Source organism: Mucilaginibacter sp. P2_A5 (assembly GCF_056404995.1).
Map to the genome: position 1 here is coordinate 156,329 of NZ_JBFUCY010000001.1, position 21,751 is coordinate 178,079.

The window sequence follows — 21,751 nt, forward strand, 5'->3', positions numbered from 1 at the left end:
TGTTTATTTACGTTGTTGCCGTGGTACCTACAGTTACGTTGTTAATATTGCCTTGTAAAATATCTCCAAACATCGCTACGTGAGGCGGCTGGAGCATAGAAAAATGATCGCCCGGAATCTCAAAGAGTTCAACGCCTTTTTCGGCATACTTTTCCCAACCCAAAAACTTTCCAAATTCAACATAGTGTACACTAATTTTTGCCCGGTATAAATACAGTTTACCATCAAACGGCTCCAAAACATAATTCCTGAAAGCCGTAATATGTTTGCCTTTTATTTTTTGCACCAATTTGTAAAAATCTTTTGTGTCATTTTTTTGCTCTGTAGGGGCAGGTCCTTGCATGCTCTTGTCTTTAAATAGTTGATTTATCGAAAATTTTAAAGCTTGTACCATGCGTGGAAAATGTCTTTTAGCTTTTTGGGGCAGCAGAGAATACCAATCCTTATATTCTGTTTTTTCTGCATCTGTATCAAAAATAATCAGCATTTTAACGTCCTTACCCAAGGCAGCCATTTGCTTCCTTATTTCCATAGCAACATAACCACCCGATGAATAGCCTGCTAACAGGTAAGGCCCTTGTGGATTGTGTTGAAGAATTTCCTGCATGTAGTGATATGCAATAACCGGCAGGCTATCAATTGGTTCGTCTATTCCATTAAGGCCTAAAGCTTGCAGGCCATAAACAGGCTGTTCGCGGTGTACATGCTTAGCAAGATGACTAAAGTTGAGTACATTCAAACCATCGCCGTGAATAATGTATAGCGGGTGTTTTGATCCTGAAGGCTTTATAGCAACTAATGATTTGAAATTATAATCGCTGGTTTCCTGATCAATAAAATTAGATAAAGCCCTTACCGTTGGATATTTGTAGAGAATGGAAATTTGAAAATTTTTCCCGGTTACTTTTTTTAGTTTTGACAGTATTTGAACAGCCATTAATGAATGGCCGCCAATTTCAAAAAAACTGTTTGTAACGCCAATGTTGCCTTTTTTGAAATAATCTTTCCAAATATTAAGCAGCATCCTTTCGGTTTCCGTTTCGGGCTCGGCTATATCCGATTTAACTTGTTTAAAATCATCGTTGATTAAAAGCGCGTGCCTGTCAATTTTGCCGTTTGCGGTAAGTGGCAATTTTTCAAGCTTTATCCAAACAGCAGGTACCATATAATCCGGTAGGGTTTTCTTTAAATAAGCTGTTAAGGCTTCATTGCTGGTCTCATCACTGTTGTTATATACTACATAAGCAACCAGTTGTTTGGTGCCATGTTCATCTGCTTTTGCCAAAACTACAGCACTGCTTAATAAACCGCTATTGTTAAGTACGCTTTCTATCTCGCCCAGTTCCACCCTGAATCCCTGAATTTTTACCTGGTTGTCTTTGCGGCCTATAAATTCTATATTATAATCGGTCATCATACGGCCCAAATCGCCAGTCCGGTACATCATACCGCCAGCACCAGCATGAAAAGGATCTTTGATGAATGATCGTTGTGTTTTTTCAAAGTCATTGGCATAACCGCGGGCTACGCCCACTCCGCCAATAAAAAGATCGCCCACGGTTCCCAGGGGTACGGGCTGTAAATGATCGTTCAGGATGTAAAAAAAGTTGTTGTCAATTGGTTTGCCATATGGGATACTGTTCCATAAAGGGTTAACCTCATCCACAATGTAAAAGTTAGACCACACCGTAGCTTCAGTTGCGCCGCCTAAACTCACCACCCTGGCACCCGGAAAAAAAATTTTAATTTTATTCGGAAGATTTACAGGTATCCAATCGCCACTCATAAAAACCGTCTTTAATCCCGCATATTTGTAAGACGAATTTTCTTTTTCAAGGGTCCGTGCCAGGTAGTCCATTGTGGTAGGTACAGAATCCCAAAAGGTAATGGAATACTTTTGCATCATCTCTGATAGTGTTTGAACGTTTTGAATCTCGTCCTTTTCTGCTATGACCAAAGCTCCTCCTGCTGTCAGCATTCCGAATATATCATACACCGATAGGTCAAAACACATCGATGTAATAAAAAGCAGCCTATCGGTGGGGTTAACGTTAAATTTCTTATTTACCCACGATACCAGGTTTACTGCCGAATGATGCTCGATCATTGCGCCTTTGGGTTTGCCTGTTGATCCTGATGTATAAATGGTGTAGGCGAGTAGCCTGCTATCAATTACCAGGTTTGGATTGGTATCGCTTAATTTTGCGTCCCCCGCGGTATCTATAAGGATAAAATTTTCTGTCTTTATTAATGACTTTAATGGATAATTCTTGTCGGCTACCACCATTTTGATCGATGACTGGTTGAAAATGTACTCCTGTCTCTCCAATGGATAGTCAGGATCGATAGGTACATATGCCCCTCCGGCTTTAAGTATGCCTAACATACCCTTAATCATATCAAAATCCCTTCCGGCCAATAGGCCAACGTTATCGCCCGGATTTATGCCAGCATTAATAAGCAGATGGGCAAGCTGGTTGGATTGCTTGTTTAATTCGTCATAGGTTACTTGCCTTTCACCCTTAATTAGTGCAGCGTTCCCAGGCTGTTTGATAACTCGTTCTTCAAAGGCGTTAAATAAAGTTTTTTCACTGGCGTAAGGCACAGTGGTATCATTGAAATCGTTCAACAGTGCATTCAATTCGATATCGCCAAGTATATTATACGCGCCTAAGCTCAGGGTAGGATTTTTTGAAACTTCGGCTAAAAGGTTAAGGATTCTATCGTTAAATGGTTCAAAAAAGCCAAAGCCAAACTTCTTTTTGTCGAAAAAAACAGAAGCGGTAAACTGATTACCGGTTTCTTTAAAATATAGGCCAAAATAAAAGTCGTCAATTTGCGACAACAATTGGCCAACGATTTCCTGGCTATTGGATGAAGCTAAGTCATCCTGGCTACCACCGGTATCAACGATAAAGAATATCTGAAATAGCCCTGAGTTAGCCAACGCCGTTGCATTTATTTCGTTTTTATCTATTTTATTAAAAACTGTTTCATTCAAAATGCCGGCGTTTACCTGTTTTAACTGGTCGATAAAAGTTATATCGCTATCAAACTCGGTCCAGATATGCCCTACTTCTATTTCTTCTGCGTTAATTGTGTTTTTCACACAGGCTTGTCCTAATAATACATTGGGCTGGCCCGTATATCGCTGAAGCACAATGTTAAGCGCTGTGATAAGAATTGGAATAGTAGTTATATCGTGATTGTCACTCAAAAGTTGTAGTTGTTTGTTAACGGCGTTATCCGTATGAAAGTCAATTATGCCATAATTTCTATTCGCACCATTATCGGTGCCCGCAGTTGTGGCTAAGGCCGTTGGTCGTGTTAAGATTGCAGCTTTTTCAATTAGATTTAATTTTAGTGGTTCGGTTTGGGTGGCAGATGTTAGGGACATATTTATAGTTAGATATTATTAGAAGGCTATTATTAAAAAGATAAGGCAATTTTACGAGGTTTTTAATACTTAATATAAAAAACAGCAAAAAGGTTTTTTAAGATATTCAGTTTATTCTGGTAGCAAACTTTATCGTGTAAACTGTACTTTATTTATAACAACGCTGTATTGATTTGAAGAAAAGAGAGCAAGAAAAATTCCTTTTTCGATAAATATAGACATGCGTGGAAAATAAGTAGGTATGTAACAAAAATTTTAATATTCGTATATGTTGTGCAGATGTTTTGTTTGACGTTTTTTTTATGCTTCAAAGTTTAAAATGAGGCGGTTAGGTTTACAATAGATTAAAAAAGACTTTTTGGTTTTTGCATGTGACCAAAGTTGGCTTTGCATTTGATTAAGACATTGCTGATTTAAAAAGAAATAAAGATTGGATAACAGAATCCAACAACCGGAGAAAGATGGATATCTATAATATTTTCACTTCAAAAATACCTTGCACATTAGAAGATTTTGACCCAAGAAAAAAAAAGCTGATCACTTTTTTGAATCCTCACTCATATACACTGGCTTTTAAAGAAGCGGAGTTATTTGGAGGCTTTGACTTTATAGCACCAGACGGGATATTGTTAGTATTCATATTAAATTTATTAAAAGCTGCTGCTTTTAAAATAAAACGATTTTCGTGCGATATGACGTCAGTTGTACCTTACGTATTTAATATTGCCATTGAGGGCAACCTGGGCGTGTACTTTCTTGGAACCGACGCTGATAGTTTAAAAGATACAGTAGCCGTGGTTAAAACTAATTTCCCCAGGTTGAATATAGCAGGCTTTCACGATGGTTACTTTTCTTCAAAAACACACCGCGAAGAAACTATCGAATCAATTGTAAAAACTAATCCTGATATCATTTTTGTGGGCATGGGCGCTTTATTACAGGAAAGGATGGCTTTGGATTTAAGAGTGGCCGGATATATCGGCGCCGTTTACACTTGTGGCGGTTTTTTACATCAAACCAAACGCGAGATTAATTTTTATCCGCAATTTATTGACAAATTGAACCTTCGTTTTTTTTATAGACTGTATAAAGAACAAGGTTTTCTTGAACGCTCAATAAAATCCTATCCTCAATTTTGCTATCTTATCATTCGTAAGCTCCTTTATTTGTCCGAAAAAGACGATGACGCAGGCCCAAAAGATGACGATTCCTCCACATATAACCATTCGAAATTTAAGATTAAACGAAAACTAGCTAAAATTATTAACCGGAATTTGAAGAAAGATTTAAAAGATAGGGAGTGTATAGATACCTAATATGACGAATAGTTTCTACTAAAGCAGATAATTCCGTTAGATATTAACTTAAACAAGTGGTAAAATATAAAAGCTACCGAAAACGTACCACCAATGAAAAACTTTTAAAAAGCCACTGTGCCTCGTAAGCATAAAACTGCCGTTTTTGGGTTATTCGGGTAAGTAGCCTACGTATTTTTGTATAAATAAAGACCCATGGCTTAGTTTACAAGATTTTTTCGGTGTCCTCGACTATAAGGCCGTCTTCTTTATTACTACGGTTATAAAGCGGATACTGGCGATGAAATTCGAGCGCTGGAGCGGCTATATCAGGCACGGCCCGATGGGGCTTAATCTGATTTTTCTTTTTTTTTTTGAAGACAAACCTGATGCCGTTTTTCCAATATTTTTCAAGTGTAATGATGCTAAGAACGTTGATTACAGCAAGCAAAATCCTAAACTTTTTATTATTCATCGTCTTCAGAGGTTACCAATTGCGGTTTTATACGGATGATAGCTCCATAAGGTTTGTGGATAAATCTGGTTATTTTGATGTAATTGCTAAAACTGGAAAAGTTTATCTTGAATAAATAAAGCAAAGGGGAGAATGCCTTTGCTTCTTTCATCGCAATGGCGACGAAACAGAATAACTGTTATGCAATTTTCACAATATTACATACAAAAGCTAAGTTGTGGTTAAGCTATACTTACCGAAAAAGAATGTAAAGAGCAAAAAGATTGGAAACGTTGAATGAGAAACAGGCGCCCAATCGGTAAATCCATAAATAATGTAAGTCATCAACAAAGCTATTTGTGTTAACGAAAATATGGTATTAACATTATGGGCTATGTTGGCTTTAGCTTTAGCGAATGTTGTTCCGATAAAAATCAACCAAAGGGCAAATCCGATAATGCCTGTTTCGCAAAGTATTATCAGGTGTGTGTTATGTATTGGATTAGATGTTAAAAAGTCGTTATGAATTACTTTGCTCATTTCGGGCGACCGGTTCACAAATTCAAGGTGGCTGTTAATACCCACGCCTATAACCGGCGATCTCTGAAAAATATTAAATCCCATGGTCCAGTGGTCAAGCCTGGCCTGGTACATGTCGTCGGCGTCCGTTTTAAGGAAGGTTGCGCTAAATGGCGAAAGAAATATCAACCAATAAAGCACAAGAGTAGCCGGCAATACCCCTAAAAAAAAGCTTTTCAGCGATACTAATGGCTTATCGGCATTTTTAAAGATATAATAAAGTGCAAACAATATAATCACCAACGTAACGTAGGACGTTCTGGAATAGGTAAGTATAATGGTTATAGATACCATTATAAGCGCAATTAAGCTAAGCTTCTTTTTAAATCCGGTTAAATAGCCCGAAAAGAAAAAACCCGAGGCAATAACAGAAAATAGCCCAAGATTAGCTGGTGTTACAAAAATGCCAATAGCCCCCGCGCGTGTACCGTTCCTGGTGGCCCAAATATCGCCACCAGCCTGGAAAATAGTAGTTACAAATGTTACACCTAAAACAGGATATAATATGGCAAGGCAAAAATTAAGAACGCCCAGAAACAAAAAGCTGGCAAAAATACCGTTGATAATTTGTATGGGGCTAAGGCTATTGTAAATTAATCTAAAGTAAAATATGTACGAAAACATGGCTACTGCAAATGCAACCGTTCCCCACCTGGCTACATTAAATGGGTTTACCAAAGAAATTGCAATAATCAGTATAACCCACAAAATCCATCGTTCGTTTTTGTATATATAAAATACATTCTTGTTTTTTTGAATTACCAGCAGTACAACCGATGCTATCATTGGCAGCATCAAAAAAACTTTGCCGGTAAAGGACCCGATTCCATCTATAGATATATACGTGGGAGTATACAGAGGAAACGACATTTGAAAAGGTATACACGTAACTATAAAGCTAAAAAACAGGTGTGACGTATCTTTTTTCTGAATGAGCAAAGTTATATACCACGCCAGGTAAACAGCTATAACGGCAAAAAAAATCAGAATCTTTAAGAGCATAAATAAATAACTGCTATGTTTTTTGTCGCGATAGCATTATTTACCTATCAGCATCGATGACTACCTCATTCTTTGAACCAATCATCCCCACTATAATCGTTAATTGGCAAAAAGGTTTTTTGTTTTTTAAATTCTTTATCGATGCTAAATTTACAAAAAAAGGAGGTAACCCCGGCTTGTATCTCTTAAAAGTGTTATAACTTATTTTTAGTTTGCCAGATTATTAAGTAGTTGCACAAAAGTCGCCTGGAGCCAATATACCGATACAATACCCGTAATCATATTGTGGCCTTTATTGTTTACCACTTTGGGTGCAACTTTACCATTGTTGGCACTAACTATCTTTACAACATAATCCATTGTACGTAATTGACCTGATGTTGTATTTGATGCCTGGTTGGCCACAATTTCTAATCCGGACGAGTTTCCGCTAACCACAAAACCTGCAGCGGGTTTGAGTATTGTACCGGCATCGGTAATATTGTTGCCATAAAAATAGCCGCTTGTGCTTAAAATAACTATTGCATCTGCAGGGGTGCCGCTTATAACATTTGCGTTGGCCTGTGTTTGGGTATAATTATTAAACATAATACCATTTCCCATTGCCGATTTGATAATATTGTTATCAACAGAAACTTTTATAAGACCTTTTGTAATTGATGGATCGGCAATGTTTATAGCCGGTGCCGTTAAAAATTGTATTCCTGTAATGTTTTCATATGTATTGGTAAAGGAATTACCAGAAATACTTATATTAATCATTCCCCAACAGTCAATTTGTCCCTGGTAAATTTTATTATTATAAATTTTATGATGGCCGCTTAATGAATCGGCAATGCCATTTTTATAGCCGGTATAAAAGAAACCCATGGTTACTGCACGACGATAACGGGCCTTTAGTCCTCCTCTTTCAGCCGGGCCGTAGCCATCGGCAAAATTAAAAATATTGTTATATACAGATACGTTTAATACGGTTTCATTCACGCTGTGCCTCTCAATGTCAACGCCGCCTACAAGGTAACCATCGCCATGCACATTATTATTGTAAAACGATGCACCGTTTACGGCGCAAAACATAGTGCCTTCACGATAAATATTAAAAAATTCCGAATCGTGTACATTTACATTGGAAACGATATGCAGATTTAATTGTGTTTCAAAACAGTCTCCAAAAAGAAGGCCATCGCCCCTGAAACTTTGAAACTTGCAGTTTTTTACTTCGATGTTTTTGCCATTGTTAATGCTCAGCGCATGGCAAAACTGGTAGCTGGCATCAAACTTTTGTAACGCCAAGGTGCCATTAAAATCGATACCCTGTATGATTAGATTTCCGACTGACGGCGTGCCCGTATAGTCCTGGTAAAAAATAGAGTTTGGGTTATAGCGGCCACCTGTTAATTTGATGTGGCAGGTAGCAGGCCCATTACCTATCATGCCCACACCGTCAACCAATTTAATAATGCCGCCGCTGTTGCCGGTTTCACCTATCATATAACTGCCGTCAGGAAAGTAAACGTTAGCTATTCCGTGAGCCTTGGCATAAAGCAGCGCATTCCTGATTGCTTTTGTATCGTCGGCAACGCCATCGCCTTTGGCGCCTTGATCTTTTACATTATAAGTTCCGGTTGGCACCGCCATGGCGGCTAATGATGTTATAACTGTGTTTGGTGTAGAAACATTTGCCGCTTGTGGGGCTAAAACGGGAATTTCTTTTTTACAAGCAACAAAAAAAAATAAAGACACAAATAGTAAGTTGTTTTTCATGGGGTATTATCAAATAGCTTGCCCCATTTTAACGATTTTTGTGACGAAATAGTTACAAACAATTAATAAAGTTATTCGTTCGAGAACTTTGCTGATTTGACTCAAAAACTGGCCCGATTATTGAATGCGGGATTTTGCAGGTTGCAGGGGATAATGTTGCCCACTCTTACAAAGCGCAGCAAAAAAAGATCGGCGGGATCCTGATTTTTTAAATTTGTAGTTGGTTATTGTCGTCGTTATTATATCGAGACGTTGTTTGAAGCTACAATGTAATTTAACTGATAGTAATATGGCAGAATTATGCCCTTCAATGTATTCTTTGCCGTATTATTAACAATTTTAGGAGGGACGGCACCGTTATTTGAACTGCCTATTTTCACTACATAGTCAGTGGTGCGGTTGGTGCCTGTGGTTGTATTGGCAGCCAAATTCGATGCAACATATAAGCCCGACGCGTTGCCATTAATTAATATTCCAGATGCGGGCGTAGTCGTTGTACCAACATCGAATATCTGGTTGCCGTAAAAACAGCCGCTGGTACCAAGTATGCTTATGCCGGCCAAAGGCGTACCTGTTATGGTGTTGGCGTTTGCAGTAACGCTTGTGTAGCTTTTAAAGGCTATTCCATTGCCAATATCCGACCGGATGATGTTATTATCTGCATTTACGTTGATAAGCCCGGTAGCACCTGCATTGTCAGATATGTTAATTGCTGGTGCCGTTAAATATCCAACACCCAAAATGTTTTCATAGCTGTTTGTGAAATTATTGCCAGATATGCTTACGTTAACCATATTCCAGCAATCAATTTGACCCTGGTAAATCTTGTTATTGTAAATTTTATAATGTCCGCTTAACGAATCAACCTTTCCGTTTTTGTAGCCGTCGTAAAAGAACCCCATGGTTACCGCCCGCCTATATCGCACCCTGGGTCCACCACGTTCAACCGGACCATAGCCGTCGCCAAAATTGAAAGTATTGTTGTATACAGATACGTTTAAAACGGTTTCATTAACGCTATGCCTTTCAATATCTACTCCACCTACCAGGTATCCGTCGCCATGAACATTATTATTATAAAACGAGGCTCCGTTTACGCAGCAAAACATAACTCCCTCGCGGTATATATTATAAAATTCGCAGTCATGCACACTTACCCCTGTAACTGTCCTGATATTGAGGCTGGGCTCAAAAACATCGCCAAAAAGCAACCCATCACCCCTGAAACTCTGAAACTTGCAGTTTTTTACTTCAATATTCTTTCCATTATTGACGCTGAGGGCTGTACAAAACTGATAGCTGGCATCAAAAGTTTGATTGGCCAGGTTGCCATTAAAATCTATCCCCTGTATCACCACGTTATTGATAGATGGCGTGCCAACATAATACTGATAAAATAGCGGATTGGGGTTTTTTCGTCCGCCGGTTAATTTAATATGGCAGGTGGCCGGTCCCGTACCAATAAGCCCCACTCCATCAATAAGTTGAATAATACCCCCACCATTGCCGGTTTGCCCTACCATATAGCTTCCATCGGGGAAATAAATATTAGCAGCCCCCTGGGTTTTTGCAAACAAAAGCGAGTTTTTAATTGCTTCGGTGTCATCTGTTACGCCATCACCCTTTGCTCCGTGGTCTTTAACGTTCACGTATGCTACAGATGCAGCGGAAATAGATGAATTAATTGTTAAAGAATTGCTAAATGATTCAACTTGCCCGAAATTTGAAGGCGTGGCCTGCTTTTTGCATGCGATTAAACAAAATGAGGCCGCAAAAATTATAAGTTTCTTCATAGATAGGGGTATTCGTTAGCTAAAATATAAAAAAAATAAACAAATTTCGCAAAAACAACAATTTGCAAAAGCACAAATCGCCAGACTGCACAGCATAAAGAAATGAAATATTACCTGAAAGATTTAGCAATGAAGCCAATTTTTAACTGTTAAGAAAAAAATGGCTTTAGAAATATTATCCACTACATCCGATCTTAATGAATATGGCGGAGCACAAAAGGTACTTTTAGATTTGCACAACGGCATAAAAGCTAAATACAATTGCAAAATACTGGGATTTACGAAATTTGAGGAATTACACCCAAAGTATGGTATTAAACAGGCAGAATATGTAAAATTTGCCAACCCTTTCTATCTAAACAATAAAATATTGTTGGTGCATGCCCGCAACATAATGGCTTTGATTATGGTTATTAAGAGGGTGTTTTTTTTGAATACGCGGATAATTTATATCGCACACAATGTATATAGCACTCATAAAAAATTTTCGTTTTTTCCGCGTGATATTGTATCAATTTCCAAAAAAGTTACTGATAACCTGCTCACATATTTTAATCTGAAAAACAGAAACATCACTTTAATATATAATGGGATTAGGGACGAAGGAGAGGCTAATCCCGTTGAATCATTTAAAACAGGTCAAAAAATTAAAATACTGTACTCGGCCAGGGTGATTGATGTTAAGCGCCAATTATTAATTGTAGACCATTTAAAAGGTAAGCTTCACCCCGACATCGAGATTCTTTTTGCAGGTAAAGGGCCGGACTATAACCAGTTGGTTGAAAAATGTAACAATACCACAAACTTTAAAGCATTAGGCTTTGTTGAGCACGTGAATGAGTTAGTTAAACAGGTCGATTTTTTGATGCTTTTTTCCATTCAAGAGGGTTTACCTATAGCTTTATTAGAGGGTATCATGCATGGAAAACCCTTATTGGTAAACGATATAGGAGGAAATTTGGAAATTGGCGTACCCGGCTTTAATGGCATCGAGCTGACAGAAGACTGGAATGGCCTTGCGGATACAATAAACAGCATAGTAAATTTATCCGTTAAAGATTACGGGCAAATGAGCAAAAACAGCCGCAAGCATTATGAAGCAATGTTTACCTATGAGGTGATGATTAATAACTACACCAGGCTTATCGACTCCTTATAATTTATTCCTGACGATAGCGCGACTTCATTACAAAATATACATACACTTTTAAAAATTACAGTACAGGATAAAATGAAGATTGCATACAGTTTAGTTTCCACTAAAATTTCAGCCTTATTTCAAAGTTCTCTTTTTAAAAACAGCAGTTGGGGAATAATATCCCAAATGTCGCAAACGCTGTTCCTAAGCTTATTTTTTGTTATCCTGGCGCGCAAATACCCTACCGGCATTTTTGCCAAATACATCATAGCCAACGCTATTTACCAATTGGTTACTGCATTTTCAACAATGGGCTTAAGTCAATGGTTTATCAGGGAATTTATTCATACTGATGATAAGGAAACATTGATAAGCAAGTTTATTAAAATGCAGATATATTTTGGCATTGGATTTTACATAGTCAATATCGCCCTTGCATTTTTGATTTATGGCGATCAGTTTACCCGGCTTCTCATTATCCTGATGGGCGTTAACGTTATTTTTGACAACCTTATTAATGGTATAAAATCACTGAACATTGCCAATTTTGAACAAAAGAAAACTTTTATCATCCTTACAATCGAATCGGTACTGAAGTTTGTTGCCGGATGTCTGTTGTTTGTTTATCCTTTTTCTATCATTACCTTATCGGTAATTCTAATAGGTATCCGCTTTTTAACACTAAACCTGTTTTTAACTATTGGCTCATCAAACCTTGTTACGGTAAAAACATTATGGCGTTGCAAGGTCACCTATCATGATATGAAAGCACTGGTAATATTAAACTGGGCATTTGTAATTATAGGGGGTGTTTCCATCATTAACTGGCGAATGTCAAACATCATTATATCAAAGGTATTAACGGCTTTTGATGTGGCCAATTATGAAATATCATTCAAGATATTTTCAATAGCGCAAATATTACCCGTAGTGATATCAACTTCGGTTTTTCCATTGCTGGTAAAGCATTATTCAAAGCCGGATAAAGGCGATTTTTTTGCGTTTTATAAAAAAATGCATGTATACTATTTATTGTTTGGCTGGCTGGCATTTACCTTTATATATTCATTTTCGGATAAATTGATTCCTATAGCATTTGGTAATACTTACTTAAGTAATGCCGAATATACCAAACAAATGTTTTTAACCATCCTGGTTTTCCCGACGGCGCTGTTGCAGGCTAACGTTTTAATTGCCATGAAAATGGAAAAACAAGATATGTTATTTAATATTATAGCATTGATAGTAAACTTATCTATGTGCCTTGTTGGTGTGTTGTATATCAAATCATTAAGCGTGGTAAATTACTCCATATTTGCATCGTTCCTGGTGTTTCACATCTCGCAGGATATTTTGCTCCTTGGGCGTAAAATGGTTACCTTAAAATCAATCCTGACATTCTATATCACCACCGTTGCATTTATAAGTGGTTACATGTTTTTAAGCAAAGTGATGAACTCCTACCTGCTTTTTATACTTGCCTGGGCAGCTATCTTGGTTGTAACGTTTGGCGGTAAAAAAATACAGGCACTGATGTTAAAGCCAAACGCTGTAGCATAACCGGGTTACCTTTAACATAAGCTTAGCATATAAGTAAGAGTAAAATTGCAGGCACTCCACAGAAGAATATACAAGCGGTGTTACACTTCTGTTTCGGCAAGTTTTTTGCCTTTGGTAAAGCTAAAAATATCCGCTGTTTTTATATACGCTATTTCCTTTTCAGGTTTTCGGTAACTGAACAGCCACCAAAATCCATATCGAAGACAGAGATTGTAGAAAAAGATAGGCAATACAATTCCGGCGGACCAAATGATAAATATCAGCGCAGGTACGTATGTAATATGTAATACCCCTATGCAAATAGTGCGCGCTACCGTCATTACAATTATTTGTATACAGTATATATACAATGAATGATAGCCAACTATCCGCAGAAATTTCAACACCTGTAATTTTTGCAAAAAGAAAGAGCAGTTTACAGATAACGCGCATCCAATAATAGCCTGCGCAAAAAACAGGTATGGTTTATTAACCTCAACATACCTGATACCAAAATCTGATGCTTGTAAATTGAAGGGGGTACAGTAATATTGAATAGCTAAAAAAGATAACAGCAAGGGTACAAAAAACTTCCATGAGGTATAAATCCTCATTTTTTGATCATCAAGCATCAGGTTTGAAAGCAAATCACCCAACGCAAAAAAAACGTAATATTCAAAAATATCGATAAACAAGCCTGCTTTAATATGATACATTAAAGGGAACAGTGCATATAAAACGCCACCTATACACAACTGCGCAATAGCAGGCACCTTCAGTTTGACGTGCAGAAAGGCATATATTACACCGATGCAATACAAGGCGTTCAAATACCAGAAAATACCTGTACGTCTCGGGTTTATAATCAAATTTAAATAATCTATCGGCGCATAACCGTTGTGGGTAAAACGGTTCATGATAATTTGTAATGTAACCTGAATTATCCCCCATACAAATAAAGGGTGCAATATATTATTGCTCCTGTTGCTAATGTAAACCGAAAGGCCTTTTTTATTCAGGCTTTTTACAATGAGCAGCCCGGATATAATAAAGAACAAGGGCATACGAAAACCGTACAAGAAAACTCCTATATAATTAAAAAAAGGATATTGATCCAATGCCAGGCCATGATCTTTAAGGGTTTCATAGCAATGTCCATAGGCAACCAATATGATACTAATTCCTTTATCATAATCAATCCAGGGCCATCTTTTTTCATTACGTATAAATTGGGTATTAAACGGATCCATCAACAAAATTTATTGCAGGCTTTTTATGATTATAGGTGGTGGTCGATTTAAAATTCCACAAAGCTGTTTACTGTTAAGTAAAATTGTGACCGATTTTTCCTAAGCTCTAAATGGCTTATTAAACAAAGGCCATTCCAACAAATTTGCAACAATAAAAGATAACATGCATTAGAATAAATGCACCTGGTTTGTTTACCACTGGCCGTAACTGCGATCGAAATAAACCAATTTTATGCTTAGGCTAAGATAATCGGCTTTTTTATCCTGCTATCTACTTGATAAACAGTCGACTGTTCATTCAATGGAAATAAAACAATCTTATTCCAATTAATTATCCACCTTTTATTTAGTGAAAGCGCACCAAATAATACATTGTAAAAATATTAATACTAATGCTAAGCAAGCTCCGGTCAGCGGCATTGTGTTTTAAAATAACTTAGCAAAATGCTACATGAAAAGCAATTAACCATTGTCAAGCTCTAAGTAACGAACCGAGCTCGTATCTTTAGGCTATTAACAAGCCGGCCTTGTGTCAACTCAAAAAAGGTAACTACTACCAAAGTAGCCGATCCTTTATAATAATTAGTAAACCCGCGATCAAGTTAATGAACAACAAAGGACATGCTGTACATTTTGTTGTTAACCAGATTTATAGTTATAATTGATGCTTTAAGTTTACTGCTTAACAGTCGATGATTATTATCTACTACAATCACATAACGGCTTCGTCATTTTCTATATCCGATTATTGGGATTATGGTTTACCGCAAAGCTATTTGCAATACCTGTTACGCTTCAAAAACCAAGACGATGCGCTGTTATCCATTCGGGGCCGCATGTTGTTAAAAAAAATTGTTAATGAAGAATTTAACGCTCAACTCGACTTTCAATCAATTGCCTATAATCAATTTGGGAAACCGTTCCTGAATAACAGCGCTTTTGACTTCAGTATTTCGCATACAGGGGATGTGGTTGCATGTGCTGTTTCTGATACTGGCCCTATAGGAATTGATCTGGAAAGGGTTCACCAAATTACACTTGCCGACTATAAAGAACAAATGACTGATTTTGAATGGGGCCGTTTATTAAACTCATCAGAACAGGATGCTTTTTTTTATTACTGGACGCAAAAGGAAGCCGTTTTAAAGGCAATAGGAATAGGTTTGGGTATTGAATTAAATTCCTTTGAAGTAATTTCGGGGACAACAATTGTTAAAGGTGATAAATGGTTTGTAACGCCGATAAAGTTACCTCCAGGCTATATATGTCATGCGGCAACTGACAAGAATATTGAAACAGCAGCTTTGACATTAAAGGAAGTTTGGTTCGACTAAAAACGAATCGCAGCAGAGGGCGGGGCAGAACTTACTACTACTGCTGCACCTTGCCCCCGATAGATAAAATGTGTAGGAGATCAAAAATCGACCCTTCATTCATTGAACTCGTCGTGGTTCCGCACGGGAGAAAAGTATTTTTAGCAGTGATCAATGGAGTCAACTGTTAGAAAGTTATTATCAGCTTGACGATATCCGGCTGGTGAGGTAATTATTGAAAAACTATACGAAACCAATCCCTGAGTTTTTGAAGTATATTTTTGGAAAAAGAAAGAGGCAGCTCGGCTATTTTTGCTCAATATTATTTGTAAATAACTGACTGTGAAAAAGATATAAAATTTGGCGTGTTAATTCGTTTGTTCTCCACGACTTTTGAAAAAAGCTTGGGGTTAAAGCTATATTCCGCAGCATACAAGTGACTTCTTTGTGATCTGTTTAAAGAAAATGTGTTCAACTTCCGTGAGTTATGGTTATGGTAAAACAAAATACGATCCTTCCACCGGTACTATGTTCTTTCTGAGTCCGAGATAGATAGTGGAGTTAAATGATTTTGAACAAAAGATAGAAGGATTTCTCATGTACATTCACGAAGACTTTCTTTCCGGACATCCTTTGCATCCGGCTCACTAATTAGGTATCAAACACAACAAAAACCCTTCAAACGCTTTATGTGGGGGGGTATAAAGCCTTTTGGCCTAATACTTCAACGCTAACAAATACGGCAAGTATATGATAACGGCGCACACTACTGCGAAAAAACATATTATAAGCACTGCTCCCGAAGCTAAATCTTTAACCTGGGCAATTAATGGGTCTTGCTCTTTGGTAACCCGGTCGGCTAATTTTTCAATAGCTGTATTGAAAATTTCTGCCATCCATGCCAGGCCAATCAGTATCAGCGTAATGAGCCACGCTGTTTGATTGACTTTCAACAGGATATTTACCACCAAAACGGCAATAGCAGCGGCAAGATGAACGATCATGTTATGTTCGTATCGAAATGCTATTACTATGCCCCGTATAGCATATCTGTAGCTTGTCAAATGTTCCTTAATTCTGTTCATGTACGCTGAGGGTAATTTTTCGTCCTATTTAAAAACATGTGCTAAATAAACGATGCTGTAACTGGCCAAACAAACAATCGTTTTTGAGTTTGGCCGGGTAAAGATATTCTGTTTTTCAGATTTATCAATTAGAGGGTAACTGCCTAATAGCCAAAATATAATGGAAATTCCGATGTCCATAAAATCAAATCGTCCATTGGCAATATGAAAGAGCTGAAGTATTTCTAAAGTAAAACAGAATATAAGGGGAATAAACATGCCGTCAATCCGCCGGTTATTCCACGTAATATAATACGGTTTTGAAGTAAGCGTAATGCAAAATACCCATAGCCCTTCAGGTAACGAATAGATGATGATGTTATTCAACGGCAATACTTTTACCATGTGCGCCTTTAACATGCTGTAGGTCCCGAATGAAATTGTCCTGATGACGATTTCGTTCACAACTGTCCTGTCTGTCCGGTAAAATAAATAGATAAATAGGCTGATGAATAACGATAGGCAAATTAGAATATATTTCCTGCTCACTTTTTCTGATAAATTAAAAGTTTGAAATAGGATGCTAAGCCAAAATGAACCTCTTTTAAAAGATTAAACTTTTTGATCGTAGCTATTTCATGAATGTAAAAAACCGATCTGAAGCGAAGGATCTTTGAAATTATTTCAAATACATGATCGATATGCCTAAGCCAGTTATTGGGTGTAAAATGATTAAGAATGAACACTTGTCCTTGCGGTTTTAATACCCTTAACACTTCTTCCAATAATTGCTCCGGATTATCTACCACGGCTATTACATGCGAGAGGACAACGTAATCAAATTCTTCATTATCAAACAAGAGCGCTTTGCCATCCATCTTGAAAACCTTGATGTCTCCGCAGCTTTTTTTGCGGGCGATTTCAAGCATGGCTGCAGATGTATCGATACCAATTATTTTATGCTTTTTATAGAGCTGGAAATGAGCGCCGTTGCCAACACCAATCTCAAGTAAACTGCCCTCGGGCAACGTATTGATCTCGTTAAACAAAACTTTCTTTTGTGGTTTGAGGAACACATCTACCAGTGGATATAATAAGGAGAACTTATTGTAAAAGGAATCGGTTTGTTTATTCATCTAAATTATGTTTAGGTAATCATGAGTGCATGTTTATAACTCATCACTTAATAACGTGGCGGTTACATTCCAGCTTGTAACTGTCGTCAGCGTGATATGGATACAAAAATAGTTATTTGCTTTTTATTTCAAAGTACTTTTGTTTTTATGTGGTCCTGATCACCGCTTGCCTAACCAAAGGTTTCATTATATTTGTAATTCAGGGCCTAAATAAAACACCGTTCCCTAAAACAAATACAAGCTTATAATATGTCACAATCGGTTACTAAACAGGGTAGGGTATCTTCTTTTTTCTCGGTTTTAAAACAAGCGATAAAGGGTCAGGAAGTTGATTTGACCTCTATCAGCATAAAAAGGGCAATTGTTTTACTGGCTATCCCCATGATGCTGGAAATGGCCATGGAATCTGTTTTTGCACTGGTTGACCTTTATTTTGTAGGTCATTTAAAAAACAGCAGTCACGCAATTCAAACAGTGGGTTTAACCGAATCTGTATTAACCGTAATATATTCGCTGGCCATAGGTTTAAGTATGGCTGCAACGGCAGTTGTTGCCCGCCGCATTGGCGAAAAAAATCCTGAAGCCGCGTCAAAAGCCGGAATGCAAACCATTATCATAGCGGTGGCCATCAACCTGGGTATAAGTATTTTTGGATTTTTACATGCCCGGGGACTGCTTTTGATCATGGGCGCTTCGGCAGAAACAGCAGATCATGGAACTCCATTCGTTCGCATTATGATGGGCGGCAGTATCATTATTGTATTGTTGTTTTTAATAAATGGCATTTTCAGAGGGGCCGGTAATGCCGCCATTGCCATGCGTAGCTTATGGATTGCCAATATGGCAAACATTATTTTATGCCCTATTTTTATCAGGGGGCTTGGGCCAATTCCTGCTTTTGGATTAACGGGAGCGGCCATAGCCACCAGCATTGGCCGTGGGTTGGGAGTTACTTACCAGGTTTACAATTTATTTAATGGCAAAAATGCCTTAAAAATCCGCATAAGCTATTTTATACCCGACTGGCAGCAGATTAAGGCGATTATTAAAGTTGCTGCGCCGGGTATTTTGCAATTTGTAATAGCCAGTTGCAGCTGGATATTTTTGGCACAATTGGTTGCCACAACAGGGGGCGATCATGGTTCTGCAGGTTATCAAACATCCCTCCGGCTGATGATGTTTTTCCTGTTGCCGGCTTGGGGTTTGAGCAACGCAGCCGCAACGCTGGTTGGCCAGAATTTAGGGGCCGGGCAGTTGGATAGGGCAGAGCAATCGGTATTTCAAACTATAAAATATACTGTTGTATTTTTGGGTATCGTGAGCATCCTGTTTTTAACGTGCGGACATTTGTTTGCCTCGTTTTTTACAGACGATGAGGAGGTTAAAAAAGTGGCCACCCGGTCGTTACAAATTTTAAGCGGCGGCTTTATTATTTACGGCGTGGGTATGGTTTTAACCAGCGCGTTTAATGGAGCCGGCGATACCTGGACTCCAACTAAAATTAACGTTTTTACATTTTGGTTATTTCAAATTCCTTTCGCTTATCTATTGGCTAAGTATTTTGAGATGGGGCCAACGGGCGTTTTTGTAACCATCCCCATTTCCGAAATAGGATTGACCATAGCCGCTTACATATTATTTAAGCGTGGAAAATGGAAGAAAACCATGGTGTAGGGCACGATCCTTCTTAAAGATTACTTAATTTTTTTGGTGGACTTGATGGATTTGAATCATGTTTGTATTGCATGGTAAGCTTTTTTATGCCACCTGGGCGGGGATAGCTATTGGTAAAGCAAATGGTCGTTATCCTTTTGGCCGTCCAAAAAATAAAACATAGCCATCGGCATCTGTCACTTCAAAACCACGCAGCCCGTCGCTATTGTTGTGGATGGGTTTCCGGAAGGTTATACCGGCCCGACTAAATTCTTCAAATAAGGTGTCAGGTTCTTCAGCGGAAATGTAGGCATCCCAGGCTGCCCATTCGTGCCGGGTAGGGTTGGGGATGGGCTGTATGTCGTCTGTGATTGCCTTCAGCATAAGGGAAACGGGGCCGCGGCCTACCATAGCAAAAAACGGATCACCTTCGGGGCCCATGTACCGTACTTCAAACCCAAGTTTAGATATATAGAAAGCCACCGAATCGTGTATATTGGAAACAATAAAAAAAGGCGAAATGAAGTTAAGCTTTGTCATGTTTTACGTTTTCATAATGAGAAAAACAGCCTTGTAATTAATTTCAATATGATAGTTCAAGAAAAGGTGAAATGCACAACTAAAAATCTATTCCATGTATTTATAAAACCTCGTTGGGGTGGTTTATAAACGCGCCTGCTCCATAAAAAATGCCGTACAAAATTACAACCTGCTTAACGCCTCATTAATCAGCTCTAACCCATTTTCCGAATAAGGCAGTTTTAATGCAAACTGGTGCCCGTGCCCATCCATTTTTAATAGTGATTTCCGAAGGATGTTAATTATTTTCTCTGGTTCCTGTTCATACTTTTTCCTGAATTCTTCATACTGTAATTGCAGGAATACCAGGCAAAGCGCGTTCTCCATGGTCTGCACATCAGCATCAACCTTAATTCGTTTCTTCAGGATGATTTGTTTAACACGATCCGATGTTTCGTCGTCATAACCAGCATCTTTCATTAAACGGTCTGCAATGGCGGCATGGTGCAGGGCCAGGTCTTTGCGCCATTTCAAATAGGGCTCACGTCCTTCCGGGTAATCTTCACGCGGGATTTCCCATCTGCCGATGTGCTGACTTCTGGATGCCAATAATAATTCTTCGGAAGCATCAGGATCTAATTTTAAAACCCATTCATATAATTTAATGGCAAAAAAATATTCCTGTGGCGCCGTTGTACCTTCCCAGGTAAAACTACGGGGATCTTGCTTATTATAGGCGTCAAATAGCTCAAATGCCTTATCTAATCTATTCATAGGTTTAAAATAGGATAATTATTTATAAAGCTATCATAGTTTTTTCAAATCACCATAAATTCCCGGATCTTACTAATCCCAAAATGAAACTGCCGGGCTTAAATAGTGTTGCCCGGTGTCACAAATATCCAATAGATTTGTTGCTATCTACCTAAAGCATCAATTTTATGGATACACCTACAGTAAGTTTATTTGAAGCCAGGGCCAATGAGTTTAAAATGCTGCATCAAAGGGCAGGTATTTTTGTAGTTCCTAATCCATGGGATGCAGGGTCGGCAATGATTTTAGAAACGTTGGGTTTTAAGGCGCTTGCTACAACAAGCGCCGGGCTTGCTTTCTCATTGGGTAAGCCTGATGGACATGCGTCAATTACACGGGAGGAAACCCTGCAGAATGTGAAAAATATTATTGCCGCCACCAGTTTGCCTGTATCTGCCGACCTGGAAAATTGTTATAGTGATGACCCCATCATTTGCGCCGAAACAATTATCATGGCGGCAAATGCCGGTTTAGCAGGTGGTTCTATTGAAGATGCCACCGGAAATCCAGCTGATCCCATTTATCCCTTTGAACTGGCTGTTGAACGGGTGAAAGCCGCCGTAAAGGCGGCCGGTGACAGGCCGTATCCGTTTACATTAACCGCAAGGGCCGAAAATTTGATATACGGCAGGCCCGACTTAAAAGATACCATTAAACGGCTTGTGGCTTTTGCCGATGCCGGAGCCGATGTGTTATTTGCACCCGGACTTAAAACTCGCGAGGAAATTGAGGCGGTAGTTAAGGCCGTAGCGCCGCGACCGGTTAATGTAGTTATGGGCCTTTCTGGTGGTGATTTTTCATTAAATATGCTCGAAGATATTGGCGTGAAGCGCGTAAGTATCGGCTCATCGCTAATACGGGCAGCTTACGGGGCGATCTTTAGCGCAGCAGAAGAGATACTTCAAAACGGCACTTTTAACTATGCCGACCATGCACCACCATATGGCAATTTGAATAAGTTATTCGGGGACGTTAAAAATAACCTCGTAATGCAACAAACCCAGCGGTAAGCCGGGTTTTGTTGTAAAGTATCATAAAATAA

At 38.5% G+C, this 21,751-nt stretch carries 16 protein-coding genes; 6 read left to right on the plus strand and 10 right to left on the minus strand.

All coding sequences use genetic code 11. The features are described 5' to 3' along the window. Nucleotides 1-7: 7 nt before the first annotated feature. Nucleotides 8-3,397, minus strand: coding sequence for a non-ribosomal peptide synthetase (locus tag AC1DXF_RS00580; protein WP_477445035.1), 3,390 nt, complete (start codon nucleotides 3,395-3,397; stop codon nucleotides 8-10). Nucleotides 3,398-3,858: 461 nt separating this feature from the next. On the opposite strand from AC1DXF_RS00580, the gene AC1DXF_RS00585 reads away from it, so the two are divergent. Continuing rightward, nucleotides 3,859-4,713, plus strand: coding sequence for a WecB/TagA/CpsF family glycosyltransferase (locus tag AC1DXF_RS00585; RefSeq protein ID WP_477445037.1), 855 nt, complete (start codon nucleotides 3,859-3,861; stop codon nucleotides 4,711-4,713). A gap of 205 nt (nucleotides 4,714-4,918) precedes the next feature. On the opposite strand, the gene AC1DXF_RS00590 is transcribed toward AC1DXF_RS00585, so the two are convergent. The 4 genes from AC1DXF_RS00590 to AC1DXF_RS00605 all read right to left on the minus strand — a co-directional run bounded on the left by AC1DXF_RS00590 (nucleotide 4,919) and on the right by AC1DXF_RS00605 (nucleotide 10,284). Next, complete coding sequence (locus AC1DXF_RS00590; protein ID WP_477445039.1) at nucleotides 4,919-5,167, minus strand: hypothetical protein; 249 nt, start codon at nucleotides 5,165-5,167, stop codon at nucleotides 4,919-4,921. A 210-nt stretch (nucleotides 5,168-5,377) separates the two neighbouring features. Continuing rightward, the gene (locus AC1DXF_RS00595) at nucleotides 5,378-6,595 is read right to left on the minus strand and encodes an O-antigen ligase family protein (protein WP_477445041.1); all 1,218 of its coding nucleotides are present in this window, start codon (nucleotides 6,593-6,595) and stop codon (nucleotides 5,378-5,380) included. 339 nt (nucleotides 6,596-6,934) lie between these two features. Further along, on the minus strand, nucleotides 6,935-8,491 hold the full coding sequence (locus AC1DXF_RS00600) for a glycosyl hydrolase family 28-related protein (protein WP_477445043.1): 1,557 nt from the start codon (nucleotides 8,489-8,491) through the stop codon (nucleotides 6,935-6,937). 239 nt (nucleotides 8,492-8,730) lie between these two features. Continuing rightward, entirely contained in the window at nucleotides 8,731-10,284 is a 1,554-nt protein-coding gene (locus AC1DXF_RS00605) for a glycosyl hydrolase family 28-related protein (RefSeq protein ID WP_477445045.1), read from the minus strand. Between the two features lie 160 nt (nucleotides 10,285-10,444). On the opposite strand from AC1DXF_RS00605, the gene AC1DXF_RS00610 reads away from it, so the two are divergent. Both AC1DXF_RS00610 and AC1DXF_RS00615 read left to right on the plus strand, forming a co-directional pair. Then, complete coding sequence (locus tag AC1DXF_RS00610; RefSeq protein WP_477445047.1) at nucleotides 10,445-11,443, plus strand: glycosyltransferase family 4 protein; 999 nt, start codon at nucleotides 10,445-10,447, stop codon at nucleotides 11,441-11,443. A gap of 72 nt (nucleotides 11,444-11,515) precedes the next feature. Beyond that, on the plus strand, nucleotides 11,516-12,982 hold the full coding sequence (locus tag AC1DXF_RS00615; protein ID WP_477445049.1) for an oligosaccharide flippase family protein: 1,467 nt from the start codon (nucleotides 11,516-11,518) through the stop codon (nucleotides 12,980-12,982). Nucleotides 12,983-13,062: 80 nt separating this feature from the next. On the opposite strand, the gene AC1DXF_RS00620 is transcribed toward AC1DXF_RS00615, so the two are convergent. Then, nucleotides 13,063-14,211, minus strand: coding sequence for an acyltransferase family protein (locus AC1DXF_RS00620; protein ID WP_477445051.1), 1,149 nt, complete (start codon nucleotides 14,209-14,211; stop codon nucleotides 13,063-13,065). Nucleotides 14,212-14,987: 776 nt separating this feature from the next. Between AC1DXF_RS00620 and AC1DXF_RS00625 the strand changes: the two genes are divergently transcribed. After that, nucleotides 14,988-15,545 carry a 4'-phosphopantetheinyl transferase family protein gene (locus AC1DXF_RS00625; protein ID WP_477445053.1) on the plus strand — a complete coding sequence of 186 codons (558 nt, stop codon included), beginning with the start codon at nucleotides 14,988-14,990 and terminating at the stop codon, nucleotides 15,543-15,545. A gap of 695 nt (nucleotides 15,546-16,240) precedes the next feature. Here AC1DXF_RS00625 and AC1DXF_RS00630 read toward each other — a convergent pair. Both AC1DXF_RS00630 and AC1DXF_RS00635 read right to left on the minus strand, forming a co-directional pair. Continuing rightward, nucleotides 16,241-16,609 (minus strand): diacylglycerol kinase family protein, encoded by a 369-nt coding sequence (locus AC1DXF_RS00630; protein WP_477445055.1) that lies wholly within the window; start codon nucleotides 16,607-16,609, stop codon nucleotides 16,241-16,243. A gap of 524 nt (nucleotides 16,610-17,133) precedes the next feature. Further along, nucleotides 17,134-17,724 carry a class I SAM-dependent methyltransferase gene (locus AC1DXF_RS00635; RefSeq protein ID WP_477445057.1) on the minus strand — a complete coding sequence of 197 codons (591 nt, stop codon included), beginning with the start codon at nucleotides 17,722-17,724 and terminating at the stop codon, nucleotides 17,134-17,136. 249 nt (nucleotides 17,725-17,973) lie between these two features. On the opposite strand from AC1DXF_RS00635, the gene AC1DXF_RS00640 reads away from it, so the two are divergent. Then, nucleotides 17,974-19,398 (plus strand): MATE family efflux transporter, encoded by a 1,425-nt coding sequence (locus AC1DXF_RS00640; protein WP_477445059.1) that lies wholly within the window; start codon nucleotides 17,974-17,976, stop codon nucleotides 19,396-19,398. A 129-nt stretch (nucleotides 19,399-19,527) separates the two neighbouring features. On the opposite strand, the gene AC1DXF_RS00645 is transcribed toward AC1DXF_RS00640, so the two are convergent. Both AC1DXF_RS00645 and AC1DXF_RS00650 read right to left on the minus strand, forming a co-directional pair. Next, complete coding sequence (locus AC1DXF_RS00645) at nucleotides 19,528-19,917, minus strand: VOC family protein (RefSeq protein ID WP_477445061.1); 390 nt, start codon at nucleotides 19,915-19,917, stop codon at nucleotides 19,528-19,530. Between the two features lie 162 nt (nucleotides 19,918-20,079). Then, a complete protein-coding gene (locus AC1DXF_RS00650) occupies nucleotides 20,080-20,670 on the minus strand; it encodes a DUF4202 domain-containing protein (protein WP_477445063.1) in 591 nt (196 codons plus the stop codon). A gap of 167 nt (nucleotides 20,671-20,837) precedes the next feature. On the opposite strand from AC1DXF_RS00650, the gene AC1DXF_RS00655 reads away from it, so the two are divergent. After that, the gene (locus AC1DXF_RS00655) at nucleotides 20,838-21,719 is read left to right on the plus strand and encodes an isocitrate lyase/PEP mutase family protein (protein WP_477445065.1); all 882 of its coding nucleotides are present in this window, start codon (nucleotides 20,838-20,840) and stop codon (nucleotides 21,717-21,719) included. Nucleotides 21,720-21,751: the final 32 nt, after the last annotated feature.